The sequence below is a fragment of the Humibacter sp. RRB41 genome (assembly GCF_022761015.1).
Lineage (GTDB): Bacteria > Actinomycetota > Actinomycetes > Actinomycetales > Microbacteriaceae > Humibacter.
Window position 1 is genome coordinate 505,689 of record NZ_JAKWJQ010000003.1, and the last position, 22,621, is coordinate 528,309.

A 22,621-nucleotide genomic window follows, 5' to 3' on the forward strand; every position below is an offset into this window, starting at 1 on the left:
GAACGTATGAAGGCTGCGTACAACGATGCTCACCATCCGTCCCAGTACAGACACGTCGACTCGGCGAGATCGCCTCTCCAGGCTGATCGCCCCAGACGGCGAACGGCTGCACGACCCTGATCTCGACCCGTGGGTCGCCGACGTGTTCGAGGAGCAGCTCCTCGCGCTGTACGAGGACATGGTGGTCTCCCGCCGCATCGACACCGAGGCCACGGCGCTGCAGAGGCAAGGTCAGCTGGTGCTCTGGCCGCCGCTGATCGGCCAGGAGGCCGCGCAGGTCGGGTCGGCCCGCGCGTTGCGCAAGGACGACTTCGTGTTCTCCAGCTACCGCGAGAACGCGGTCGCCTATGTGCGCGGGGTCTCGATGACCGACATGATCCGCGTCTGGCGCGGCTCGCAGTTCTCCGGCTGGAACCCCTACGACGTCGGGATGGCCACCCCCACCGTGATCATCGGTGCCCAGACCCTTCACGCGGTCGGTTACGCCATGGGCATCACGCGCGACGGCGACGATGCTGCGGCCGTCGCATACTTCGGTGACGGTGCCACCAGCGAGGGCGACACGAACGAGGCGATGGTGTTCGCCGCCGCGTACGACGCGCCCGTCGTGTTCTTCTGCCAGAACAACCAGTACGCCATCTCGGAGCCCGTCGGGCTCCAGGCGCAGAGGCCCATCGCCGATCGCTCGCCCGGCTTCGGAATCCCGAGCCTGCGTGTCGACGGCAACGACGTGCTCGCGGTGCTCGCCGCAACGCGCATGGCGCTCGATCATGCGCGCACCGGCGACGGACCGATGTTCATCGAGGCCGTCACGTACCGCATGGGACCGCACACCACCTCCGACGACCCGACGCGCTATCGAGACAAGGCAGAGGAACAACGCTGGCGGGAGCTCGATCCGCTCGAGCGCACGCGCCGGCTGCTCATGGCAGAGGGAGCGCTGACCGACGAGCGTCAGGCATCCGTGTCGGCGAGGGCCGACGCCGTTGCGAAGGAGCTGCGAGACGGATGCCTGGCCCTTCGCCCGCACGAGCCCCTCTCGATCTTCGACGAGGTCTACGCCGACACCCCGCCGTCGCTGCGGCGGGAGCGCGATGAGTACGCCGCGTACCTCGCGTCGTTCGACGACGCCGACGGCGCGAACCGGGAGGCGGCCCGATGACCGAACTGACGCTCGCCAAGGCGATCACCACGGGCCTCGCCGATGCCCTGGAGGCGGACGACCGTGTGGTGCTGCTCGGCGAGGACATCGGAAAGCTGGGAGGAGTCTTCCGCGTCACGGACGGCCTGCAGGAGCGATTCGGCATCGACCGCGTCGTCGACACGCCTCTGGCGGAGGCCGGCATCATCGGCACCGCCGTCGGACTCGCCTACCGCGGTTTCCGGCCGGTCTGCGAGCTCCAGTTCGACGGTTTCGTCTTTCCGGGGTTCGACCAGGTGGTCACGCAGGTGGCGAAGATGCGCTATCGCACGCAGGGCGCCGTGAAGATGCCGATCACGATCCGCGTTCCGTTCGGCGGTGGAATCGGGTCCGTCGAACATCACTCCGAGTCGCCGGAGGCGTACTTCGCCCACACACCGGGCCTGCGTGTCGTCGCGTGCTCGAGCCCACAAGACGCGTACTCGATGATCAGACAGGCGGTCGAAAGCGACGACCCGGTCGTCTTCTTCGAGCCGAAGCGGCGCTACTGGTCGAAGGGCGAGGTCGTGACGGATGTCTCCGCCGTTCCGTCGCTCGATCGCGCGCGTGTCGTCGTGCCCGGCACCGACGTGACGCTGGTCACGTACGGGCCGCTGGTGCAGACCGCCGTCGACGCCGCCCTCGCCGCCGAAGACGACGGGGTGTCGATCGAGGTGATCGACCTCCGCTCGCTCGCACCGCTCGACGAGGATGCGATCGTGGACTCCGTGCAGAAGACCGGCCGGATCGTGATCGCGCACGAGGCCGCACGTTTCGGCGGGATCGGGGCGGAGATCGCGGCGATGGTCACCGAGCGCTGCTTCGACCGCCTGACCGCGCCGCCCCTGCGTGTGACGGGTCATGACATCCCGTATCCGCCGTCCGAACTCGAGGACCACTACCTTCCCGACCTCGACCGCATGCTCGACGGGGTCGACCGCGTGATGGGGGTGCGGGTATGAGCGTCAAGGAGTTTCCGCTGCCCGACCTCGGCGAAGGTCTCACCGAGTCGGAGATCGTCGCCTGGAAGGTGTCCGTCGGCGACCGGGTCGAGCTGAACCAGATCATCGCGGAGGTCGAGACGGCGAAGGCGCTCGTCGAGGTGCCGTCGCCGTTCGAGGGAACCGTGCGTGCCCTGCACGCCGAGCCCGGTCAGACGCTCGACGTCGGCGCGCCGCTCGTCTCGTTCGAGGTCGAAGACGGAGCAGACGACGGGGTCGACGATTCCGTCGGCGACGATCTGGAGCCGGCGGATGCCGCTGTTGACGCCGTCGAGCAAGCTCGCGTGCTCGAGCCGGTCGTCGTCGGTGCTCGCGCGGAGGACGCCGCCGATGCCCCCTCCGAGATCGTGGGGCAAGGCGCGGTGTCAGCCGTCGCCACCCCGACGAAGGAGGAGCGTCACGAGGTGCTGGTCGGCCGAGGGCCTAAGGAGCAGAGTGGGCAGCGGCCGCATCGCAGGCCGCGGTCCGGACGCCTGTCCGCACCGATCGTTCGCGAGCGGGCCGGCGGCGATCAGGGCGCGTCGAGTGGAGCAGGCGAGACGCGGCTGGCCGCGTCAGGGGTGCGACGCCGCACGGCGGAGGCGATGGTGCGCAGCGCCGCCGTTCCGCAGGTGACGGAGTTTTTGACGGTCGACGTGACCCGCGGCATCCGTCTGCTCGACCGCCTGGCGGCCGAGCCGGAATTCCGCGGTCGACGTGTCACGGTGCTCACCCTGGCGGCAAAGGCACTGTGCATCGCGCTCGCGGCGACTCCAGACGCGAATGCCAGATGGGACGACGCGACCGACGAGATCGTCACGCCGCCTGGTGTGAACCTCGGGATCGCGGTCGCGACGGACCGCGGACTCGTCGTTCCGAACATCCGTGACGCAGACGGCATGCGGATGCCCGACCTCGCGGATGCCATCCGATCGCTCGTCGAGACCGCACGAGCCGGTCGCTCCACACCGGCCGAGCTCACCGGTGGAACCGTCACGATCACGAACGTCGGCGTGTTCGGTGTGGATGCCGGCACCCCGCTGCTGAACCCGGGGGAGACCGCGATCCTCGCGCTCGGAGCCGTGAACCGGCGTCCGTGGGAGCACAAGAACGCGGTGCGGCTGCGTCACGTGATGACGCTCAGCCTCACGTTCGACCATCGTGTGATCGACGGCGAGCAGGGTTCGCGCCTGCTACGCGACATCGCACGAATCCTCGCCGATCCCGCCTCCGCCCTGGCCGTGGCCTGACGCCCCCGCCGCTGGTCGAGTAGCGGGCCGAAGGCACGCGTATCGAGGCCCGCATCGCCGCCATATGCCGTGGCGCGGGTCTCGATACGCGCCGCTTCGCGGCGCTACTCGACCACCGGGGGCGCCACCGAGGCCGGCAGCAGGGCCGCGAACGCCATTTCGTGCAGGATGCGGTCGACGGTCGCCCGCGGCGGGCGGCTCGAGGTGTGCGTGCGGCTGGAATGCGGCGTGGAGTTGATCAGGCCGAAGACGGCGTGTGCCCGAACGCGCAGCGAGCGGCGGTCCTCGTCCCGCAGCCCGGAGAGCACATCGACCCACAGCTCGACATAGGTGCGCTGCAGCTCGCGAACCCGGGCGGCATCCGCGGCGGAGAGGCTGTCGAGGTCGCGGTCCTGCGCACGGATCACGTCGGGCTCGCTGAGCGCGAAGTCGACGTGGAAGTCGACCAGCGACCCCAGCGCCGCCCGCGGTGTCGCGGCGTCGGCGACGCACTCGCGGCCGCCGGTGAGGAGTCCTTCGCTCACGCCGATGAGCAGCGCGGCGAGTACTGCCTGTTTTCCACTGAAGTGCCGGTAGACCGCGGGACCGCTCACTCCTGCCGCAGCACCGAGATCCTCGATGGACACACCGGCGAAGCCGCGCTCGGCGAAAAGTCGGGCCGCGGCGGTCAGCAGAGCCTCGCGCCGGTCCGCCTTGGCCCGGCTGCGCTGGGTCTGAATCGGCCGGTCGTCCCGCGATTGAATCGCCTCGGTCATCCCTCGACTCTAGACACTTCGGTTAATGATCGCTAACATTGTTTTCGGTTAGGAATCGCTAACCGAAGCGCACGGGCTCCGGCCGTACAGGCCGGAGCTTCGCGCTAACAGGATGTCCGCACGCATGTCGAGCGCAGGTCCGAACGCACGCGAGGAGGCGGCCACGAGCCAGGCACTGAGCGATGCCGGCGTAGTGCCGTCATCCATCCAGACCCAGCGCGATCTCGTCGCCGACCTGCACGCCAGGCTCGCCGTCGCTGCGGAGGGCGGCCCAGCCTCGTCACGAGCGCGGCACACCGACCGCGGCAAGCTGCTGCCGCGTGAGCGGGTGGAGCGACTGCTCGACATCGGCAGCCCGTTCCTCGAGGTGGCGCCGCTGGCGGCATCCGGACTGTACGACGACGAGAGCCCGGCAGCCGGCATGATCGCGGGCATCGGTCTTGTGCACGGCCGGCAGGTGATGGTCGTGTGCAATGACGCGACGGTCAAGGGCGGCACCTACTTTCCGATGACCGTCAAGAAGCACCTGCGAGCGCAGGAGATCGCTCTCGAGAACCGTCTGCCCTGCATCTACCTGGTCGACTCGGGCGGTGCCTACCTGCCGATGCAGGACGAGGTCTTTCCCGATCGCGACCATTTCGGCCGCATCTTCTTCAACCAGGCGCAGCTGTCCGCGGCGGGTGTGCCGCAGCTGGCGGCCGTGCTCGGGTCCTGCACGGCCGGGGGTGCGTACGTACCCGCGATGAGCGATGAGAACGTGATCGTGCGTGGCCAGGGCACGATCTTCCTCGGCGGGCCGCCGCTCGTGAAGGCCGCCATCGGCGAAGAGGTCACGGCCGAGGAGCTCGGCGGTGGCGACGTGCACTCGCGTGTGTCCGGTGTGACGGACCACCTCGCGGACGACGATGAAGACGCGCTGCGCATGGCGCGAGAGATCGTGGCGACACTTCCAGCGCCGCTCGAACCCGCGTGGAAGGTGGAGCAGAGCCACGCACCCGCGAAGGACCCGGCATCCGTGCTCGACGTGGTTCCCGTCGACTTGCAGACCGCGTACGACGTGCACGAGGTGATCGACCGGCTCGTCGACGCCGACACGTTCACGGAGTTCAAACGCGAGTACGGCACGACGTTGGTCACCGGCTTCGCCAGGCTGCACGGGCATCCGGTCGGCATCGTCGCGAACAACGGCGTGCTGTTCAGCGAGTCGGCGCTCAAGGGCGCCCATTTCATCGAGCTCTGCGATGCCAGGGGCATTCCACTGATCTTCCTGCAGAACATCTCGGGCTTCATGGTGGGAAGGGATGCCGAGGCCGGCGGCATCGCCAAACACGGCGCGAAGATGGTCACCGCCGTCTCCACCACGAGGGTGCCGAAGCTCACCGTCGTGATCGGGGGCTCGTTCGGCGCCGGAAACTACTCGATGTGCGGGCGCGCGTACTCGCCGCGGTTCCTCTGGATGTGGCCGGGCGCCCGCGTCTCCGTGATGGGAGGCAGACAGGCGGCGTCCGTGCTCTCCACCATCAGACGCGATGCGCTCGAGAAGCGCGGCGAGACGTGGAGCGCCGACGACGAGGAGTCGTTCGCCGAGCCGATCAGGCAGCGCTACGAGGAGCAGGGCAGCCCCTACTACTCGACGGCGCGGCTCTGGGACGACGGGGTCATCGACCCCGCCGAGACCCGCACCGTGCTCGGGCTCGCGCTCGACGTGGTCTCCCGATCCCCGCTTCCGCCGGCGGGCGAACCCCGCTTCGGCGTCTTCAGGATGTGAGAGCCGTGACCGCCAGACCTCCCTTCGACACCGTGCTCGTCGCCAACCGCGGCGAGATCGCCAGGCGCGTGATCCGCACGCTGCGGGGCATGGGCATCCGCTCCATCGCCGTGTACAGCGACGCGGATGCCAACGCACCGCACGTGCGCGAGGCCGACGTCGCCTGCCGCATCGGTCCGGCAGCAGCGGCTCGCAGCTACCTCGACATCGACGCGGTCCTCGACGCGGCCCGCAGCACGGGCGCCCAGGCAGTGCATCCCGGCTACGGCTTCCTCTCCGAGAACGCCGACTTCGCGCGCGCCTGCGAGGCGGCAGGCATCGTGTTCATCGGGCCTCCGGCCTCCGCGATCGAGACCATGGGCGACAAGGTGAGCGCCAAGCGATTGGTGGCGCAGAGCGGAGTGCCCGTCACACCGGGCGTCGACGATCGCACGCTCGACGACGAGAGCCTTGCTCGCGCCGCCGAACGACTCGGCCTGCCGGTTCTGGTCAAGCCGTCGGCGGGCGGGGGCGGCATGGGCATGGTCGAGGTGCACGAGGCCGTCGAACTTCCTGCTGCGTTGCGGACGGCCAGGCGAGTGGCGCTCGCCGCGTTCGGCGACGACGCGCTCTTCGTCGAACGGCTCGTGACGGCTCCCCGTCACATCGAGGTGCAGGTGCTGGCCGACGAGCACGGTGCCGTCGTGCATCTCGGCGAGCGCGAGTGCTCGCTGCAGCGCAGGCATCAGAAGGTCATCGAGGAGGCGCCGTCTCCTCTCGTGGATGCCGCCCTCCGCGCCCGTCTCGGCGCAGCGGCGTGTGAGGCGGCCAGAAGCGTGGGATACGTGGGGGTGGGCACCGTCGAGTTCCTGGTCTCGGACGACGACCCCGACAGCTTCTTCTTCATGGAGATGAACACGCGTCTCCAGGTCGAGCATCCGGTGACCGAGCTCGTCGCCACCGTGCGCGGGGCGAGGGGTCTCGATCTCGTCGAGCAGCAGGTGAGGGTCGCAGCGGGGGAGACCCTCGCGTTCGCACAGGACGATGTCACGCTGACCGGTCACGCCATCGAGGCGCGTGTGTACGCGGAGGACGTGCCGCGAGGTTTCCTGCCGGCGACCGGAAGCGTGCTCGCACTGCACGAGCCGCAGGGTGATGGCATCCGTGTCGACAGCGCACTCGTCGAGGGACTCGAGATCACCGACGCCTACGATCCGATGCTGGCCAAGGTGATCGCGTGGGCGCACGATCGCGAGGAAGCGCTGACGCGGCTCTCCGCGGGGTTGCGGGATACCGCGGTGCTGGGCGTCTCGACCAATGTGGCGTTCCTCGCCGCGCTCGTCGACGACGCCGACGTGCGCGCCGGCAGACTCGACACCGGTCTCATCGCGCGGTTCATCGACCGAGGCGCTGCGTCGAGCGAAGTGCCCGACACCGCATTCGCGACGGCAGCACTGCTCGTTCACGACGATGCATGGCGCGCCGGCACGGATGCCCCGTGGTCGCGCCCGACCGGCTGGCGGATGTCGGCTCCGGCGCCTGCGCGCTACCGCATCGCCACCGACGCAGGGTCGGACGCCGTCGAGGTGAGCGTGGTCGGTGCACCGGAACACTCGAGTGTGCGCGTCGGCGACGGCTCGCCGATCACGGCGCGCGTGCTGGACCGATCGGACGACCGTATGCTCGTGGAGCTCGACGGCGCGACGCACGCATTCCGAGCGGCCAGGGCCCGCAACGGCGTGTGGCTCTTCTCCGCCGGTGAGACGTGGGCGCTGCGGATGCTGCCACTCGCGCGATCGGCGGGCGACCGCGGTGCAGCGGCACGGGCATCCGATGCGGCGAGCAGCCCGAACCTGGTGGCGCCCATGCCGGGCACGGTCGTCGCGGTGGAGGCATCGGACGGCGAGGTGGTCGAACCCGGCGCCGGAGTGCTCGTCATCGAGGCGATGAAGATGGAGCACCGCCTGACGGCGCCGCACCGCGGCATCCTGCACCTGAATCTCGCGCCAGGCGACAAGGTCGGCACCGACCAGGTCGTCGCCACCGTCGAACCGCTCGACGACGAAAGACTTCCCGACCCCACGACGGACGGGACGACATCGGCCGACAACGGCCGAACCAACCTCACAGAAGCCATCCCCACGACGGAAGGATCACGATGATCGAGACGGCAGCACCTCACGCCGTACGCAACGCACTCGGCGACGACCCACGACTTACAGACGAGCACCGCGCGCTGCGCGCGACGGTTCGTGAGTTCGCCGACCACGTGGTCGCGCCACAGGCGTACCACTACGACGCCCAGCGCACGCTGCCGATGTCGATCATCGCGCAGATGGGGCAGCTCGGCCTGTTCGGGCTGCCGTTCCCCGCCGAATACGGCGGAGGGGATCGCGACTACCTCTCCCTGTGTCTTGCGGTGGAGGAGCTTGCGAGGGTCGACCAGTCGATCGCGGTCACCCTGGAAGCCGGCATCGGGCTCGGCGTGATGCCGCTGTTCCGGCACGGCACCTCTGAGCAGAAGGCCCGTTGGCTGCCCGATCTGCTCGCCGGACGTGCGCTCGCCGGGTTCGGTCTCACCGAGGCCGACGCCGGATCCGACGCAAGCGGCACCCAGACGACAGCCCGCGAAGACGGCGACGACTGGGTGATCGACGGGACGAAGCAGTTCATCACAAACTCCGGCACCCCGATCACGTCGCTGGTCATCGTCACGGCGGTCACCGGCGAGGTGCGGCGCGCCGACGGCTCGCTCGGCAAGGAACTGACCTGTTTCATCGTGCCGACGGGGACCCCGGGATTCACCGTGCTTCCCGGTTACGACAAGGTGGGGTGGCACACCTCCGACACGCATCCGCTCGTGTTCCGCGGCGTGCGCGTGCCCAAAGAGAACATGCTCGGCGAGCGCGGTCGCGGGTACGCGAACTTCCTCCGGGTGCTCGACGAGGGACGCGTCGCGTTCGCCGCTCTGTGCACGGGTGCGGCGCAGGGCTGCCTCGAACAGGCGGTCGACTATGCCAAGTCCCGCGTGGTGTTCGGGCATGCGATCGCCGACAACCAGCACATCGCCTTCACGCTCGCCCGCATGCAGGCCAGAGTCCACACCGCGCGTCTTGCGTACTACGACGCAGCGCTCAAGATGGAGGCAGGCATGCCGTTCAAGACGGAGGCCTCGATCGCCAAGCTCGTCGGATCCGAAGCCGCGGTCGCCAACGCTCACGACGCATCCCAGATCATGGGCGGCTACGGATATCTCAACGAGAATGCCGTCGCCAGGCACTACCGCGACTCGAAGATCCTCGAGGTGGGGGAGGGCACGACGGAGGTCCAGCTGATGCTCATCGCCCGTTCCCTCGGCCTCGAGCAATGACCATGAGACCGAGTGAGAGGTGAGATCGGTGGCGGACGACGAGCGGATGCCGGTGCGCGACATCGTGCAACGCGGCCTGTACTACGACGAGCTGGAGGTGGGCACGCGCTACCTGCATCGTCCCGGGCGCACGGTGACCGAGGCCGACAACGTGCTCTTCACGACTCTCACGATGAACAATCAGGGCCTCCACCTCGACGCAGCGTGGGCGGCGACGCAGCCGTTCGGCCAGCGCCTCGTGAACTCGATGTTCACGCTGTCGACTCTCGTCGGGGCATCCGTCGGCCAGCTCACCCAGGGCACGATCGTGGCCAACCTCGGCCTGAGCAGCGTGGAGTTCCCGCATCCGCTCTTCCACGGCGACACGCTGTACAGCGAGACCCTCGTGGCCGCGAAGCGTCCTTCGGCGTCGAGGCACGGTCAGGGGATCGTCACGTTCGAGCACACCGGTCGCAATCAAGACGGTGAGATCGTCGCGACAGCGCAGAGAGCGGTTCTGATGTGGCTTTCCGACGCCCACCCGGACGCCCATCCCGGCGCCGGTCCTGGCGGGCAAGGATGAACAGGCGACGGCTGGGCCTCGCACCGGCGTTGCTCTTCTGTCCGGCCGATCGCCCCGATCGCTACCGCAAGGCACTCGAGCGGGCGGATGCCGTCATCCTCGATCTCGAAGACGGCGTCGCCCCCGCTGACCGGCCGGCGGCGCGCGCGGCGCTCGTCGCGTTCGGGCGGGACACCGAAGCCGACCTCGACAAGGTGATCGTGCGCGTGAACCCTGTGTCGTCGCCAGACCATGCGCACGACGTCGCAGCCGTGCGTGCGACGCCGTTCCGCACGGTCATGCTCGCCAAGGCCGAGTCGTCCGCCGACGTCGCAGAGGTCGCGGGCACTGTGGACGATGTACGCGTCGTCGCGCTCTGCGAGACGGCGAAGGGGGTGCTGGAGGCGGCGGCGATCGCCGCTCACTCCTCGACCGTCGCTCTGATGTGGGGCGCAGAGGACCTGATCGTGTCCCTCGGCGGAGTCTCCAGCCGCACGTCGTCCCGCGCATACCGCGACATCGCTCGCCACGCGCGCTCCACCGTGCTGCTCGCGGCTGGTGCGCATGGAATCGACGCGATCGACGCCGTGCACATCGACCTCGAGGACCTCGAAGGGCTCGCCGAGGAGGCAGCGGATGCCGTTGCTTCAGGCTTCGCAGCCACCGCGTGCCTGCATCCGCGACAGGTGGAGATCGTGCGAGAGGCGTATCGCCCGCACGAGCAGCAGATCGCGCTGGCCCGGCGGGTGATCGAGGCGGCCGACGGGGCGCCAGGTGCATTCCGTCTTGACGGGCGCATGGTCGACGAGCCGATCATCGCCCAGGCGCGCGCCGTGATGCGGCGTGCGCAGCAGAGTGACCATCGGCCTTGAACACTCGCGTGCCGTTGTGCGTCCTCGGTTTCGGCGTGCAAGACACCACAAAGAGCGGTCGTTCAGCCGGTTCCCGATAACGTGGCAGCCATGCCCCGAACACTCCGTAGGCCGCTGTGGCGGTGGGAACCGGGCCCCTATCTTCTCGTGCTCATCCTCGTCGTGATCACGAGCGCGATCCGGCCCGACCTTTATCCCATCGCCTACTGGATCGCGTTCGCGATCACCGTGGCCGCCGGCGCCGGACTGATCGTCGTGATCGTCCTCTCGTTCACGCGACGATCCCGCAATCCCGACTCGCAGGGCATCCTGAACTCGCTCGACGGCATCGTCACGGTGCCGGTGCCTGCGATGGATGCCCCGGCGACGGATGCCCCGCCGACGCCCGTGCTGAGCACGCGCCGTCATCAACAGGCGATCGACGCCGCCCTCTCGTGGACGGGATCGGCCACGCAAGCCGTCCTCGTACCGGATGCCACGCGCTGGCTCGGGCGACGCATCCGCATCGCTGTGCACCTGGTCGCGGACAACCGCCCCTACCACGTCGGATTCCTGTCCGACCTCGCGACGGAGCGCTACAACGACGCCTTGAGGGCTCACGCGACCGATGGCCGATACGCACTTGTCGTCACGAGGGTCGTTGGCGAGGCGGGCCGCCGCAAGATAGACGTGGCTCTCGGCGGTCTCGTGGCGTGGGCCGACGAAAACCAGGCGCACTGACAGCGAGCACCGAACGCGCTCTGCGACACTCCTGATTCTGGAGCCGACGCATGGCTCGGGTCCAGCGAGTCGACAGCATCCATCCAGACGGTTCGACGATCATGGACAGATGTTCCGACGGCATCCCTTCTTGAGCGTGATCACGCTCGTGTACCTGGGAGTCGTCGCGTGGGTCACACTCGGACCCCAGCCCGATTTCGGCGGCAAGAACTCGATCGTGATGCATGTGCTCGACGTTCTGTGGGAGCATCCGGCCACGGACTGGGTCACCTATGACGGGGTCGAGTTCTCGGCGAACATCGCGATGTTCCTGCCGATCGGACTCTTCTTCCTTCTGTTGTTCGGCCGCAAGAGGTGGTGGCTGGCGATCATGGTCCCATTCCTGATGACGCTCGGCATCGAGACCGCGCAGATCTGGATTCCCGGGCGCGTCTCCGACGTGCGCGATGTCATCTCGAACACCACCGGCGCGATCGTCGGCGTGCTCGTCGGTCTTGTCATCACTGCGCCGCGAGCCCGACGGGATCGCGCTGCCGCTGCAGCGGCCTCCGCCCGCCGCACGTCGGTGAGCGCCCACCGCTGATCTCTGCCGCGTCGACATCGCGACGCGACGCCAGGCCGTAGCGTGAGGGTGATGGCCGACACGATCGTGAAGTCGAATCCGGATGCCCCTGCCCTCTTCTTCGAGGCGGAAGCGGCCGGTCTCCGCTGGCTCGCTGACGCAGGGGGAGCGCGCATCGTGCGCGTGATCGACGTCGGTGCCGGACGCATCGAGCTCGAGCGCGTGCACACGGTGCCGGCCACCCCGGATGCCGCGCGCACATTCGGCGCAGCCCTCGCCGTCACGCATGGCGCGGGCGCTGCCTCGTTCGGAGCCGGCCCCGGCGGCTGGTACGGACCGCTCTTCATCGGCCGCCGGCCGCTACCGGTGGCCGATGAGTCGAGCTGGGGCGTGTTCTACGCCAAGGATCGCGTGTTGCCCTACCTCGAACTCGCGATCGAGGCGGGAGGGATCGGCCTCGGGCAGGCATCCATCGTCCGCCAAGCATGCGACGAGATCGCAGCGGGCGTCTTCGACGACGACGAATCGCCCGCCCGTATCCACGGCGACCTCTGGAACGGCAACGTGCTCTGGTCGCAGGACGGCGTGGTGCTCATCGACCCGGCGGCGCACGGCGGCCATCGCGAGACCGACCTCGCCATGCTCGCTCTGTTCGGATGCCCGTACCTCGACGAGGTGATGGCGGGCTACTCGGGCGTGCGCCCGCTTCGTGCAGGCTGGCACGAGCGCATCCCACTGCACCAGCTGCATCCGCTGGCCGTGCACGCAGCGAGCTACGGCCGGGGCTACGGCGACGCGCTGGCGGATGCCGCCGCACGCGTGATCGCCCTCGCCGACGCGTCCTGAGAGGGCACGCCTGGCCGGAACAGGCCGCTCTGCTAGGATCGATCCGGTTCAATAACCACACGAAACTCGCCTTGCAGGCTGCAGGCTGCTGGTCCTCGGTGGTGGAATCCCAACCGTTCGTGTCGCACAGGGTGCGCAGAAGGCGGATGGTGTTTTTCTACTGGTGGCCAGCGAAGAGCCCTACGGCTCGGTTATGCCTGTTCTCCCGCGCGTTCGGCGAGCGCGCGCGTCCACACGGGACCGCGCACGAACAAAAGGAGAAGAGACCTCAATGGAAGGTCCTGAAATCAAATTCGCCGAGGCCGTTCTCGATAACGGCCGCTTCGGCACCCGCACTGTGCGGTTCGAGACGGGCAGGCTCGCCCAGCAGGCGCAGGGCGCCGTCGCCGCCTACCTCGACGAAGAGACCATGCTGCTCTCCGCGACGAGTGCGAGCAAGCACCCGAAAGACAACTTCGACTTCTTCCCGCTGACGGTCGACGTCGAGGAGCGGTCGTACGCGGCCGGCAAGATCCCCGGCTCGTTCTTCCGTCGCGAGGGGCGTCCGTCGACGGAGGCCATCCTGGTCTGCCGTCTCATCGACCGTCCGCTGCGCCCCTCGTTCGTCGAGGGTCTTCGCAACGAGGTCCAGGTCGTCATCACGGTGCTGTCGATCGCCCCCGACGAGTTCTACGACGCGCTCGCGATCAACGCGGCATCCGCGTCGACGCAGATCTCCGGTCTGCCGTTCTCCGGTCCGGTCGCGGGTGTGCGCCTTGCGTTCATCCCCGGTCGCGGTGAGCACGCAGACCAGTGGATCGCCTTCCCCAAGGCGTCGCAGCTGGAAGACGCGGTGTTCGACCTCGTCGTCGCCGGTCGTGTCGTGCAGAACGCCGACGGCAGCGACGACGTCGCGATCATGATGGTCGAGGCCGAGGCGACGGAACACAGCTGGAACCTCATCCAGGCCGGAGCCACCAAGCCGAGCGAAGACATCGTGGCTCAGGGTCTCGAGGCCGCCAAGCCCTTCCTCCGTCAGTTGGTCGGTGCGCAGAACGTGCTCGCCGAGCAGTCCGCGAAGGCGATCGCCGAGTACCCGGTCTTCCTGCCCTACTCGAAGGAGACCTACGACAACGTGGCGGGCCTCGCGTACGACGACCTGGTGAACGTGTACCAGATCGCCGACAAGATCGAGCGCCAGAACGCCGACGATGCTCTCAAGGAGCGCGTCAAGGTCGCCATCGCCGAGAAGGTCGAGGCCGGTGTCCTGCTGCCTGAGACGCTCGAGCAGTTCTCCGCGGCGTACAAGTCGGTGTCGAAGGTCGTCATGCGCGGCCGCGTGCTGCGCGAGGGCATCCGCATCGACGGTCGTGGGCTGGCGGACATCCGTCCGCTCGACGCCGAGGTGCAGGTCATCCCGCGCGTGCACGGCTCAGCGATCTTCCAACGTGGCGAGACCCAGATCCTGGGCGTCACCACGCTGAACATGCTGAAGATGGAGCAGCAGATCGACTCGCTGTCGCCCGTCACCAAGAAGCGCTACCTGCACCACTACAACTTCCCGCCCTACTCGACCGGTGAGACCGGTCGTGTCGGCAGCCCGAAGCGTCGCGAGATCGGTCACGGATTCCTGGCCGAGCGCGCCCTCGTTCCGGTGCTTCCCAGCCGCGAGGAGTTCCCCTACGCGATCCGTCAGGTGTCTGAGGCTCTCAGCTCCAACGGTTCGACGTCGATGGGTTCGGTCTGTGCTTCGACACTGTCGCTGCTGAACGCCGGTGTGCCGCTGCGCGCCCCGGTCGCCGGCATCGCGATGGGCCTGATCTCCGACACGGTGGACGGCGAGACGCGTTACGCGGCACTCACCGACATCCTGGGTGCCGAAGACGCCCTCGGCGACATGGACTTCAAGGTGGCGGGAACGAGCGAGTTCGTCACCGCCATTCAGCTCGACACCAAGCTCGACGGCATCCCGTCGTCGGTGCTTGCCAGCGCGCTGCAGCAGGCGAAGGATGCCCGCACCACGATCCTCTCCGTGCTCAACGCGGCGATCGACAGCCCCGATGAGATGGCCCCGACGGCTCCGCGCGTGATCAGCGTGCAGATCCCCGTTGACAAGATCGGTGAGCTGATCGGCCCGAAGGGCAAGACGATCAACGCGATCCAGGACGAGACGGGCGCCGACATCTCCATCGAGGAGGACGGCACCGTCTACATCGGTGCAGTCGACGGCCCGAGTGCCGAAGCGGCACGCGCCCAGGTGAACGCGATCGCCAACCCGACGAACCCCGAGATCGGCGACCAGTTCCTCGGAACTGTCGTCAAGATCGCGACGTTCGGCGCCTTCATCTCGCTCCTTCCCGGTCGCGACGGCCTGCTTCACATCTCCGAGGTGCGCAAGCTCGCCGGCGGCAAGCGGGTGGAGAACGTCGAAGACGTTCTGTCCGTCGGCCAGAAGATCCTGGTCGAGATCACCAAGGTCGACGACCGCGGCAAGCTGTCGCTGCAGCCGGTCGTCGCCGAGAGCGACGACGCACCCGCGGGTGACGCGCCAGCGGCTCCGGCCGAGGGTGCCACCGAGGCGGTCGACGCCTAGGTCGTCTCAGAACACCTCGACGCACCCGTCACGACTTCGGTTGTGACGGGTGCGTTCTCGTTTCGGGCTCGCATCCCCCGAACGTGGCGCAACTGCGCCCCGTATGCGGGGCGAAATCCCGTGGTATTCCAAAGATTTGGTAACGGTTCAATCGTTTCGACCGGGTGACGTCGGAGGTATCCGTTACGCTCACAGGCATCAGGTGTGACGCGGCATCCCGTGGCACATCGGCTCGGGGGGGCTTAGGAGCTGGAGGGGAACATGGCGCAGACGTTTCCTGTGCGCGCACGGGAACATGCGAACGGTGGCGTGACCGGAATCGGACCGGTGTTCGACGCACCGGTGACGCCCGTCGACTACGACGGCGCCGCGACGGCACCGCTGTCGATCGTTGCGCCGCGACGGCTCGGCGAAACCGATCTCGCCGTGTATCCGCTTGCGCTCGGCACGGCATCGCTGGCGATGGCGGCCGACGTCGACGCGGCTCAGGCCGTGCTCGATCGCTATGTGCACCTCGGCGGCAACCTCATCGTCACCTCCGACGCGCACGGGCGCGGTCTCGGCAACGCGATCGTCGGCGGCTGGATGCACCGACGTGACATCCGCGGCAGCGTCGTCATCGACCTCAGGGTGGGACGCGGCGAGGAGAGCCCCGGACTGGGGCAGGTCAACGTGGTGCGTGCCGTCGAGTCGGCATTGCGTCAGCTCGGCACCGATCACGTCGACATCCTTACCCTTCAGGGACCGGATGCGTCTGTCGCGCTGTCCGACACGCTCGCCACGGTCGAGTGGCTGATCGACACCGGCAAGGTGCGATACGTCGCGTTTTCCGGATTCTCGGCGGAAAGCCTGATGGAGGCTCGGGTGCTGTCGTCGTCGGGACTGCCGAAGGTGGCGGCGATCGAAGTCCCCTACAGCCTGATGAACCGAGGGGCGTTCGAGAGCGACTTGCGCATCGTCTCGGCGGCGCAGTCGTTGGGCGTGCTCCCCGTCCGCCCGCTGGCGCACGGCTACCTCGCCGGTGCGTACCGCTCGCGATCCGACCTCGACCCGGAGGCGCGGGATGCCGGCGTCGCCACCTACCTGGGAAGGCGGGGTCACCGCGTGCTGCAGGCGCTCGATCGCGTCGCGGCAGAGCACGAGTGCGGCATGGCCACGATCGCCATCGCCTGGCTGCTCGCCAAACGTGGCGTGGTCGCCCCCGTCGTGAACGTCGCGTCCGCCGTTGAGGTCGACGACTTGATGGTCGCCTGCAGCGTGAGTCTCAGCCGCAGCGACATGCTCGACCTCGACCGCATTTCCGAGTAGAGCGAACTGCGTCCGCGCGGATCCCGCTCAGCAGTTCAGGGAAGCAGACGCTCCAGGGTGCGATGCAAGGCGGCGTCTGCAACCCCAGGGTCGGTCACGGGTGCACCGCCGAACGCGCCGTCCCGTGAGAGCAGCAGATCGTCTGCCGCTGCCTGCGGATCCGCCGAACCTGCCTTTGCGAAGAGGTCGACGAGCGTGGATCGCAGCCAGGTTCGCCAGGCGGTGACGGCCGGCGTGACAGGGCCGGCAGCATCCAGCTGCGACATCTGCGCGTTGATGAACGGGCATCCGCGGTATCCGTCGCGCTGGGATTCCGCTGCGAACCCATCGACGATCGCGCCCAGTACGGCAGCGGGGTCGTTCGATCGCTCTTCGTCGGCGGCGACCGCCGCGCGCGCCTGGGCATCACGTCCGGCGACGAAGGCGGCGATCAGCACGTCCTTCGAGCGGTAGTGCTTGTAGAACGTCGCCTTGGTCACGTGCGACTGGGCGATGATTCGATCGACGCCGACAGTGTGCACTCCATCTTCGTAGAAGAGGCGATCCGCTGTGACGAGGATCTTGACCTTGGCCGGCGCCGGCGGTCGGGTTGCCGACTGGCTCTGGTCGGTCATGCGTTACTCCTCGACTCAGTGCTTTCACGTGCCCTACGGCGAGTTCCGCCGGAGATCGTTTGTAAGTATATAGGGGTAGACAGTACAGTTTGTCCTCAAGAATGCGGACAGGTCGTGCGTCGCGTGTCAGTCGCGCCGCGACCGGGTCATTCGCCGACCTCCGCGACGCGGGGACGGAGGTCAGCATCCCTTCCGCAACCCTCGATCACCTCTATCGCGACTGCGCCGCTCAGCCATTCAATCGGTTCGGGTGAGCGAGCAAGCTCGCTCACCTCTCACCTCAATCATGGCTATCGCGACTGCGTCGCTCACTGACTCAATCGGGTTGCGGGAGCGATGCAAGCATCCCTCCCGCAACCCTCAATCACCTCTATCGCGACTGCGCCGCTCAGCCATTCAATCGGTTCGGGTGAGCGAGCAAGCTCGCTCACCTCTCACCTCAATCATGGCTAGGCTGATGGGGATGAACGGTGCCGTTGACCTCCCCCTCGACCGTGCCGATCTGACGTTCGCAGCGTCCGGCGACGCGCTGGTTTCGCGTTCCGTGCTGCCCAGCGGAGTGCGTGTTCTCACTGAGCATGTTCCGGGCGTTCGCAGTGCCACGATCGGCTTCTGGTTCGGTGTCGGTTCACGCGACGAAACCGGTTCGACGCCCGGTGGCACTGGCCACGCCGCGAGTTTCGGATCCACCCATTTTCTGGAACATCTGCTCTTCAAGGGCACGCGGAAGCGCACGGCCTTCGACATCGCGATCTCGTTCGACGGGGTCGGTGGCGAGCACAACGCACTGACTGCCAAAGAACAGACCTGCTACTACGCCAAGGTGCAAGACAGAGACCTCACGATGGCGACCGAGGTGCTCTCCGACATGGTGACCTCGTCGCTTCTCGACGCGACCGACTTCGAGAACGAGCGCGGCGTCATCCTCGAGGAGCTCGCGATGGCCGAGGACGATCCGGCAGACGCGGCGAACGAACGGTTCTTCTCGGCCGCGCTGGGCGCACATCCGGTCGCCCGACCGATCGGTGGAAGTCCCGAGACGATCAGATCGGCGGAGCGGGATGCCGTCTGGCAGCACTACCAGGCGAACTATCGGCCGCAGGACCTCGTCATAGCAGCGGCCGGAGCAGTCGACCATGCGCGGCTCGTCTCAGACGTCGAACGCTCGCTCACGGCAGGCGGCTGGCCCTTGGCCGAGCCCGGCTCGCCGGTCGAGAGGCGAGACTCGAACGAGGCGGAACTGCGCGACACGGTTCCGCTCGTCACCGTTCGACGTCCGATCGAACAAGCCCATCTGCTGATCGGCACCCGCGGGCTGCGCGCCACGGACGACGCGCGCATCACCATGGGTGTACTGAACGCCGTTCTCGGCGGTGGCATGTCGAGCAGGCTGTTCCAGGAGGTGCGAGAGAAGCGCGGCCTCGCGTACTCGGTCTACTCGTTCGCTGCGGGCTATTCCGACACGGGGGTGTTCGGCATGTACGGTGCCTGCGCACCCCAGAAGGCGCGCTCGGTCGCGGGCATCATGATCGACGAGCTCCACCGCCTCGCCGCCGACGGCATCACGCACGAGGAACACGTGCGCGCCGTCGGGCAGCTCTCCGGCGGCTCGGCGCTCGCTCTCGAAGACTCCGACACCCGCATGACACGCCTTGGCCGCTCCGAGCTGAGCACCGGAGAGTTCGCCGACCTCGACGAGACCCTGCGCCGTCTCGCGCTCGTCACAGCCGACGATGTGCGCGAACTCGCTGCCGACCTCGCGTCGCGCCCTTTGACCATCGCCGCAGTCGGAGCCGTCGACGACGACGTGTTCTCCGACTTGAGGTGACCGACTACCGATCCGAAGGAAATCGTTCGTTTTGCCCCACTATCTGTACCTCGTCCGCCACGGAGAGCAGCAGGATGCCGAACACGGCATGCCCGACGGCCCCCTTTCACCGCGCGGCAAACGTCAGGCAACGCTCATCGCCGAGCGTCTCGGCGGTGTGCCCTTCACATCGGTCTTCCACTCGCCGCTTCGTCGAGCAGAAGAAACCGCGAAGATCATGCTTGAACGGCTGCCCGCGCTGAATCCTCAGCCGTCCAGCCTGCTGTTCGATTGCATTCCCTCGGGTCCGACGCCCGACATGCCCAAGGCATTCGAATCCTTCTTCGGCGGCATCACAGAGGCTGAGATCGAAGCGGGAAGCGCGCAGATGGCGGATGCCGTCAGCGAGTTCCTGACCCCTGCCCGCGCCGATCGCCACGATCTGCTGATCACCCACAACTTCGTGATCGGATGGTTCGTGCGGCACGTCTTCGACGCTCCCGACTGGCGCTGGATGGGTCTGAACCAGGCGAACTGCGGTCTCACGATCATCAGGGTGCGCTCGGCGAAGCCCCCTGTGCTCGTCGTCCACAACGACCTTGGCCACCTGCCCGTCGAACTGCGCACCGGGATGCCAGAGCTGCAACCCGTGTGAGGTGGTGGTCGGCCTGCGTAGGCTCGACCCATGGAGCACGGGCACGCGGCCATCGTCTACAACCCGGTCAAGGTCTCTCTCGACCGGGTGCGGAGTGGCGTCCGCGTCGAGGAGGACCGCGGCGGCTGGGACGAGACCCGCTGGTACCCGACCGATGCAGACGATTCCGGCCTCGGTGCGGCGCAACGAGCGCTCAGCGATGGGCCGGCCGTGATCGTCGTCGCGGCCGGCGACGGCGTGGTGCGCGTGGTCGCCGAAGCGATGAAGGGCAGCGGCACACCGCTCGCCATCGTGCCGTCCGGAACCGGAAACCTGCTCGCGCGAAACCTCGGGCTCCCGCTGAACGACATCGAAGCGTGTCTTCGCATCGCCTTCGGAGATCTGAGTGCCGGCATCGACGTGGCCGTCGCAGAACTCGAAGATGACACCGGCACGCGCAGCAGCCACCGCTTCCTCGTCATGGCGGGCATCGGGCTCGACGCCGAAATGGCGGAGAAGACCAGCGCGCAGGCCAAGCGCCGGCTCGGCTGGCTCGCATATGTCACACCGATCGCCCGGTCGATCATTGCGAACCGCCAGTTCCACCTGCGCTATCGCGTCGACGACGGTCATGTCAGATCCGGCCACGCACACACCGTGATCGTCGGCAATTGCGGAACGCTCACCGGCAACATGCTGCTGCTCCCGGCAGCCGAGGTGGATGATGGCCTGCTCGACGTGGTCATGCTCAGCCCGGGGCGGAGGTTCGGCTGGGCGAGGATCGGAACGCGTCTGACGATTCAGGGGGTTGCGCACCGCTCACGGATCGGCAGACGCATGATGCAACTCGCGCCCGACATCCGTCCGCTGGTGTATGCGCAGGGCCGGCGCTTCGAAGTGCGCTTCGATGCGCCGCACGCCGTCGAACTCGACGGAGACAGCTTCGGTCCCGTGCTCAGCGCCAGGATCACCGTGCTCCCGGCTGCACTCGACATCCGTGTCGCCGCTGATCGTGCAGCGCTCGATCGGGCCAGCGTCGCGACGGGCGACGACGTTACGACGCTGTGACGTCCTTCGCGTACCAGTGCGTCGCGTTCGGGTTGTCGTTGTAAGGCTCAACCGTTCGGTAACCGGAGCTTCGATACAGCCCGCCGGCAGCGGTGAGGCTCTCGTTGGTGTCCAGCACCAACTGCCGGGCGCCCAGCGCCGCAGCCCTTCCCTCCAGCTCGTTCAGCAAGGCACGACCGGTGCCGTGACCGCGCGAGGCGGGATCGAGCCAGAGATGCTTGACCTCGAAGCGCACGATCGGGCGCCCCGACGCATCGGCGGCATCCTCGATTCGGCGGATGCCGCCGCAGCCCGCCGCCGCTGCGTCCAGCGAGACGATCACGAAGTCGCCGCGATCGCCGATGAACTGGGATGGATCGGGCAGCTTCACGCGGTAGCTGCCCTGTGCGGATGGGAACGTGTCCTCGCGCTCTGTGAAGTATCGGGTGAGGAGGTCCGCGGCGATCGGATCGTCGGTGCGGGCGCTGGCGAACGTGAGCATCACTTGCCAGTTTAGATGCGGTGATCCGGTGGGATGCGCGTGGCCCTGGCACCTGGCAGGCGGCTGCAGGCAGGATCCATGGCCCATGTGCGCCGTTGGTATCGTGAGGGAATGACCATTCGTGTGGCCGTCGTCGGCGCGACCGGCAAGCTCGGAAGCGTAGCCGTCGACCTCATCGAAGCCGCCGACAACCTCGAGTTGGTCGCGGCGCTCGGGTCGAAGAACGATCTCTCCGACATGCTCGGGCCTCAGGATGCTCCGTCCGACATCGTTCTGGATGTCACGATTCCGGCCGTGAGCCCGTCGATCGTCGACTATGCCCTGGATGCCGGCCGCAACGTGGTCGTCGGAACCTCCGGCTGGTCGGCGGCGCGGCTGGCACCGCTCGCCGCACGTCTGCGTGACGAGTCCGACCGCGGCGTCATCGTCGTGCCGAACTTCTCGCTCGGCTCGGCACTGGGTACGGCATTCGCGGCGGCCGCCTCGAAGTACTTCGACTCGATCGAGATCGTCGAGGCTCACTCGGCGACGAAGATCGATTCACCATCCGGCACCGCGGTGCGCACGGCAGAGCTGATCGCAGAGGCGCGCGACGAGCGCGGCCCTGTCTCCGCGCCGCACACCGATCAGCGCGCGCGCGGGCAGCAGGTGGCGAGCGTTCCTGTGCACAGCCTCCGGCTCGACGGCGTCGTCGCCAGGCAGTCGGTGATTCTGGGCGGGCCGGGGGAGACCCTGACCATCACGCACGACACGATCGATTCCAGGGCGTACGCGGCGGGCATCCTGCACGCGCTTCGCTCGGCGCCCGACGCCAGAGGCCTCACCGTCGGCCTCGATCGACTGCTGGGTCTGTGATGCGCGGTCGCGTCGCGGCCATCGTCATGGCCGTGCTCCTCGTGCTCTATCTGGTGCTCGTCATCAGGTACGGCGTGCTGCTCATCGCCAGCGGGGTCGCTGTCGGCGTCATCATGGCCGTCGCCCTATTCGTTCTCTCGGCGATCGCGGCCTGGGCGCTGCTCCGCGAGCTCTGGTTCGGCGTGCAGACCCAGAGGCTCGTGCGCATTCTGGAGACGGAGGGCGGCCTTCCGGTCGACGACCTCCCGCACCGAGCGAGCGGCAGACCCCTGCGCGACGCCGCCGACGAGGAGTTTCCGCAGTACAAGTCAGACGTGGAGGCAGAGCCTGCCAGTTGGCGGGCGTGGTTCCGACTCGGCCTCGCCTATGACGCGTCGGGAGACCGCCGAAGGGCGAGGCGGGCCATGCGTGAGGCGATCAAGCTGCATGGAGCGCGCCCCACCCCGAATCGTTGACCCG

The 22,621-nt window shown here is 67.8% G+C and carries 21 protein-coding genes; 18 read left to right on the forward strand and 3 right to left on the reverse strand.

Going from position 1 to position 22,621, the window contains the following annotated elements; all coding sequences use genetic code 11:
- Nucleotides 1-25: 25 nt before the first annotated feature.
- The 3 genes from pdhA to MJ603_RS10980 are packed head-to-tail and all read left to right on the forward strand — an operon-like array spanning nt 26 to nt 3,410.
- Entirely contained in the window at nt 26-1,162 is a 1,137-nt protein-coding gene (gene pdhA, locus MJ603_RS10970) for a pyruvate dehydrogenase (acetyl-transferring) E1 component subunit alpha (RefSeq protein ID WP_243063752.1), read from the forward strand.
- Entirely contained in the window at nt 1,159-2,142 is a 984-nt protein-coding gene (locus tag MJ603_RS10975; protein WP_243063753.1) for an alpha-ketoacid dehydrogenase subunit beta, read from the forward strand. Before pdhA ends, MJ603_RS10975 begins: the two co-directional genes overlap by 4 nt.
- Entirely contained in the window at nt 2,139-3,410 is a 1,272-nt protein-coding gene (locus tag MJ603_RS10980; RefSeq protein WP_243063754.1) for a dihydrolipoamide acetyltransferase family protein, read from the forward strand. Before MJ603_RS10975 ends, MJ603_RS10980 begins: the two co-directional genes overlap by 4 nt.
- A gap of 104 nt (nt 3,411-3,514) precedes the next feature.
- Here the strand turns inward: MJ603_RS10980 and MJ603_RS10985 are convergent, their stop codons facing one another.
- On the reverse strand, nt 3,515-4,165 hold the full coding sequence (locus MJ603_RS10985; protein ID WP_243063755.1) for a TetR/AcrR family transcriptional regulator: 651 nt from the start codon (nt 4,163-4,165) through the stop codon (nt 3,515-3,517).
- 124 nt (nt 4,166-4,289) lie between these two features.
- Here MJ603_RS10985 and MJ603_RS10990 point away from each other — a divergent pair, with 124 nt between their 5' ends.
- From MJ603_RS10990 to MJ603_RS11035, 10 genes are all read left to right on the forward strand, one after another.
- Entirely contained in the window at nt 4,290-5,933 is a 1,644-nt protein-coding gene (locus MJ603_RS10990; protein ID WP_374230902.1) for a carboxyl transferase domain-containing protein, read from the forward strand.
- Between the two features lie 5 nt (nt 5,934-5,938).
- Entirely contained in the window at nt 5,939-8,074 is a 2,136-nt protein-coding gene (locus MJ603_RS10995) for a biotin carboxylase N-terminal domain-containing protein (protein ID WP_243063757.1), read from the forward strand.
- On the forward strand, nt 8,071-9,282 hold the full coding sequence (locus MJ603_RS11000; RefSeq protein WP_243063758.1) for an acyl-CoA dehydrogenase family protein: 1,212 nt from the start codon (nt 8,071-8,073) through the stop codon (nt 9,280-9,282). The genes MJ603_RS10995 and MJ603_RS11000 overlap by 4 nt, the downstream gene beginning before the upstream one ends.
- 46 nt (nt 9,283-9,328) lie before the next feature.
- On the forward strand, nt 9,329-9,844 hold the full coding sequence (locus MJ603_RS11005; protein WP_243063836.1) for a MaoC family dehydratase: 516 nt from the start codon (nt 9,329-9,331) through the stop codon (nt 9,842-9,844).
- The gene (locus MJ603_RS11010; protein ID WP_243063759.1) at nt 9,841-10,695 is read left to right on the forward strand and encodes a CoA ester lyase; all 855 of its coding nucleotides are present in this window, start codon (nt 9,841-9,843) and stop codon (nt 10,693-10,695) included. Before MJ603_RS11005 ends, MJ603_RS11010 begins: the two co-directional genes overlap by 4 nt.
- A gap of 90 nt (nt 10,696-10,785) precedes the next feature.
- On the forward strand, nt 10,786-11,415 hold the full coding sequence (locus tag MJ603_RS11015) for a hypothetical protein (protein ID WP_243063760.1): 630 nt from the start codon (nt 10,786-10,788) through the stop codon (nt 11,413-11,415).
- Between the two features lie 109 nt (nt 11,416-11,524).
- Nucleotides 11,525-11,998, forward strand: coding sequence for a VanZ family protein (locus MJ603_RS11020; RefSeq protein ID WP_243063761.1), 474 nt, complete (start codon nt 11,525-11,527; stop codon nt 11,996-11,998).
- 51 nt (nt 11,999-12,049) lie between these two features.
- Nucleotides 12,050-12,823 carry a fructosamine kinase family protein gene (locus MJ603_RS11025; RefSeq protein WP_243063762.1) on the forward strand — a complete coding sequence of 258 codons (774 nt, stop codon included), beginning with the start codon at nt 12,050-12,052 and terminating at the stop codon, nt 12,821-12,823.
- Between the two features lie 271 nt (nt 12,824-13,094).
- Complete coding sequence (locus tag MJ603_RS11030) at nt 13,095-15,395, forward strand: polyribonucleotide nucleotidyltransferase (protein ID WP_243063763.1); 2,301 nt, start codon at nt 13,095-13,097, stop codon at nt 15,393-15,395.
- Nucleotides 15,396-15,656: 261 nt separating this feature from the next.
- Nucleotides 15,657-16,703, forward strand: coding sequence for an aldo/keto reductase (locus MJ603_RS11035; RefSeq protein WP_243063764.1), 1,047 nt, complete (start codon nt 15,657-15,659; stop codon nt 16,701-16,703).
- Between the two features lie 35 nt (nt 16,704-16,738).
- Here the strand turns inward: MJ603_RS11035 and MJ603_RS11040 are convergent, their stop codons facing one another.
- Complete coding sequence (locus MJ603_RS11040) at nt 16,739-17,317, reverse strand: TetR/AcrR family transcriptional regulator (RefSeq protein WP_243063765.1); 579 nt, start codon at nt 17,315-17,317, stop codon at nt 16,739-16,741.
- A 463-nt stretch (nt 17,318-17,780) separates the two neighbouring features.
- Between MJ603_RS11040 and MJ603_RS11045 the strand changes: the two genes are divergently transcribed.
- Genes MJ603_RS11045 through MJ603_RS11055 form a run of 3 tightly spaced genes read left to right on the forward strand, consistent with a single transcriptional unit; the run spans nt 17,781 to nt 20,826 of the window.
- Nucleotides 17,781-19,145, forward strand: coding sequence for a pitrilysin family protein (locus MJ603_RS11045; RefSeq protein ID WP_243063766.1), 1,365 nt, complete (start codon nt 17,781-17,783; stop codon nt 19,143-19,145).
- A 31-nt stretch (nt 19,146-19,176) separates the two neighbouring features.
- Entirely contained in the window at nt 19,177-19,779 is a 603-nt protein-coding gene (locus MJ603_RS11050; protein ID WP_243063767.1) for a histidine phosphatase family protein, read from the forward strand.
- 30 nt (nt 19,780-19,809) lie between these two features.
- Nucleotides 19,810-20,826 (forward strand): diacylglycerol kinase family protein, encoded by a 1,017-nt coding sequence (locus MJ603_RS11055; RefSeq protein WP_243063768.1) that lies wholly within the window; start codon nt 19,810-19,812, stop codon nt 20,824-20,826.
- On the opposite strand, the gene MJ603_RS11060 is transcribed toward MJ603_RS11055, so the two are convergent.
- Complete coding sequence (locus MJ603_RS11060) at nt 20,813-21,307, reverse strand: GNAT family N-acetyltransferase (protein ID WP_243063769.1); 495 nt, start codon at nt 21,305-21,307, stop codon at nt 20,813-20,815. The two genes, MJ603_RS11055 and MJ603_RS11060, sit on opposite strands and share 14 nt — an antisense overlap.
- A gap of 111 nt (nt 21,308-21,418) precedes the next feature.
- Between MJ603_RS11060 and dapB the strand changes: the two genes are divergently transcribed.
- On the forward strand, nt 21,419-22,162 hold the full coding sequence (dapB, locus tag MJ603_RS11065) for a 4-hydroxy-tetrahydrodipicolinate reductase (RefSeq protein ID WP_243063770.1): 744 nt from the start codon (nt 21,419-21,421) through the stop codon (nt 22,160-22,162).
- Complete coding sequence (locus tag MJ603_RS11070) at nt 22,162-22,617, forward strand: hypothetical protein (RefSeq protein WP_243063771.1); 456 nt, start codon at nt 22,162-22,164, stop codon at nt 22,615-22,617. Before dapB ends, MJ603_RS11070 begins: the two co-directional genes overlap by 1 nt.
- The last annotated feature ends 4 nt before the right edge of the window (nt 22,618-22,621 follow it).

What these genes read in the sequence shown, in the direction of transcription:
- MJ603_RS10980 (WP_243063754.1), top strand. Translation starts at nt 2,139, where the DNA reads ATGAGCGTCAAGGAGTTTCCGCTGCCCGACCTCGGCGAAGGTCTCACC.
- MJ603_RS11055 (WP_243063768.1), top strand. Translation starts at nt 19,810, where the DNA reads ATGGAGCACGGGCACGCGGCCATCGTCTACAACCCGGTCAAGGTCTCT.
- MJ603_RS10990 (WP_374230902.1), top strand. Translation starts at nt 4,290, where the DNA reads ATGTCGAGCGCAGGTCCGAACGCACGCGAGGAGGCGGCCACGAGCCAG.
- MJ603_RS11000 (WP_243063758.1), top strand. Translation starts at nt 8,071, where the DNA reads ATGATCGAGACGGCAGCACCTCACGCCGTACGCAACGCACTCGGCGAC.
- MJ603_RS11005 (WP_243063836.1), top strand. Translation starts at nt 9,329, where the DNA reads ATGCCGGTGCGCGACATCGTGCAACGCGGCCTGTACTACGACGAGCTG.
- MJ603_RS11035 (WP_243063764.1), top strand. Translation starts at nt 15,657, where the DNA reads ATGGCGCAGACGTTTCCTGTGCGCGCACGGGAACATGCGAACGGTGGC.
- MJ603_RS11045 (WP_243063766.1), top strand. Translation starts at nt 17,781, where the DNA reads ATGAACGGTGCCGTTGACCTCCCCCTCGACCGTGCCGATCTGACGTTC.
- pdhA (WP_243063752.1), top strand. Translation starts at nt 26, where the DNA reads ATGCTCACCATCCGTCCCAGTACAGACACGTCGACTCGGCGAGATCGC.
- MJ603_RS11025 (WP_243063762.1), top strand. Translation starts at nt 12,050, where the DNA reads ATGGCCGACACGATCGTGAAGTCGAATCCGGATGCCCCTGCCCTCTTC.
- MJ603_RS11030 (WP_243063763.1), top strand. Translation starts at nt 13,095, where the DNA reads ATGGAAGGTCCTGAAATCAAATTCGCCGAGGCCGTTCTCGATAACGGC.
- MJ603_RS11070 (WP_243063771.1), top strand. Translation starts at nt 22,162, where the DNA reads ATGCGCGGTCGCGTCGCGGCCATCGTCATGGCCGTGCTCCTCGTGCTC.
- MJ603_RS10975 (WP_243063753.1), top strand. Translation starts at nt 1,159, where the DNA reads ATGACCGAACTGACGCTCGCCAAGGCGATCACCACGGGCCTCGCCGAT.
- MJ603_RS11060 (WP_243063769.1), bottom strand. Translation starts at nt 21,307, where the DNA reads ATGCTCACGTTCGCCAGCGCCCGCACCGACGATCCGATCGCCGCGGAC.
- MJ603_RS11015 (WP_243063760.1), top strand. Translation starts at nt 10,786, where the DNA reads ATGCCCCGAACACTCCGTAGGCCGCTGTGGCGGTGGGAACCGGGCCCC.
- MJ603_RS11040 (WP_243063765.1), bottom strand. Translation starts at nt 17,317, where the DNA reads ATGACCGACCAGAGCCAGTCGGCAACCCGACCGCCGGCGCCGGCCAAG.
- MJ603_RS11010 (WP_243063759.1), top strand. Translation starts at nt 9,841, where the DNA reads ATGAACAGGCGACGGCTGGGCCTCGCACCGGCGTTGCTCTTCTGTCCG.
- dapB (WP_243063770.1), top strand. Translation starts at nt 21,419, where the DNA reads ATGACCATTCGTGTGGCCGTCGTCGGCGCGACCGGCAAGCTCGGAAGC.
- MJ603_RS11020 (WP_243063761.1), top strand. Translation starts at nt 11,525, where the DNA reads ATGTTCCGACGGCATCCCTTCTTGAGCGTGATCACGCTCGTGTACCTG.
- MJ603_RS10985 (WP_243063755.1), bottom strand. Translation starts at nt 4,165, where the DNA reads ATGACCGAGGCGATTCAATCGCGGGACGACCGGCCGATTCAGACCCAG.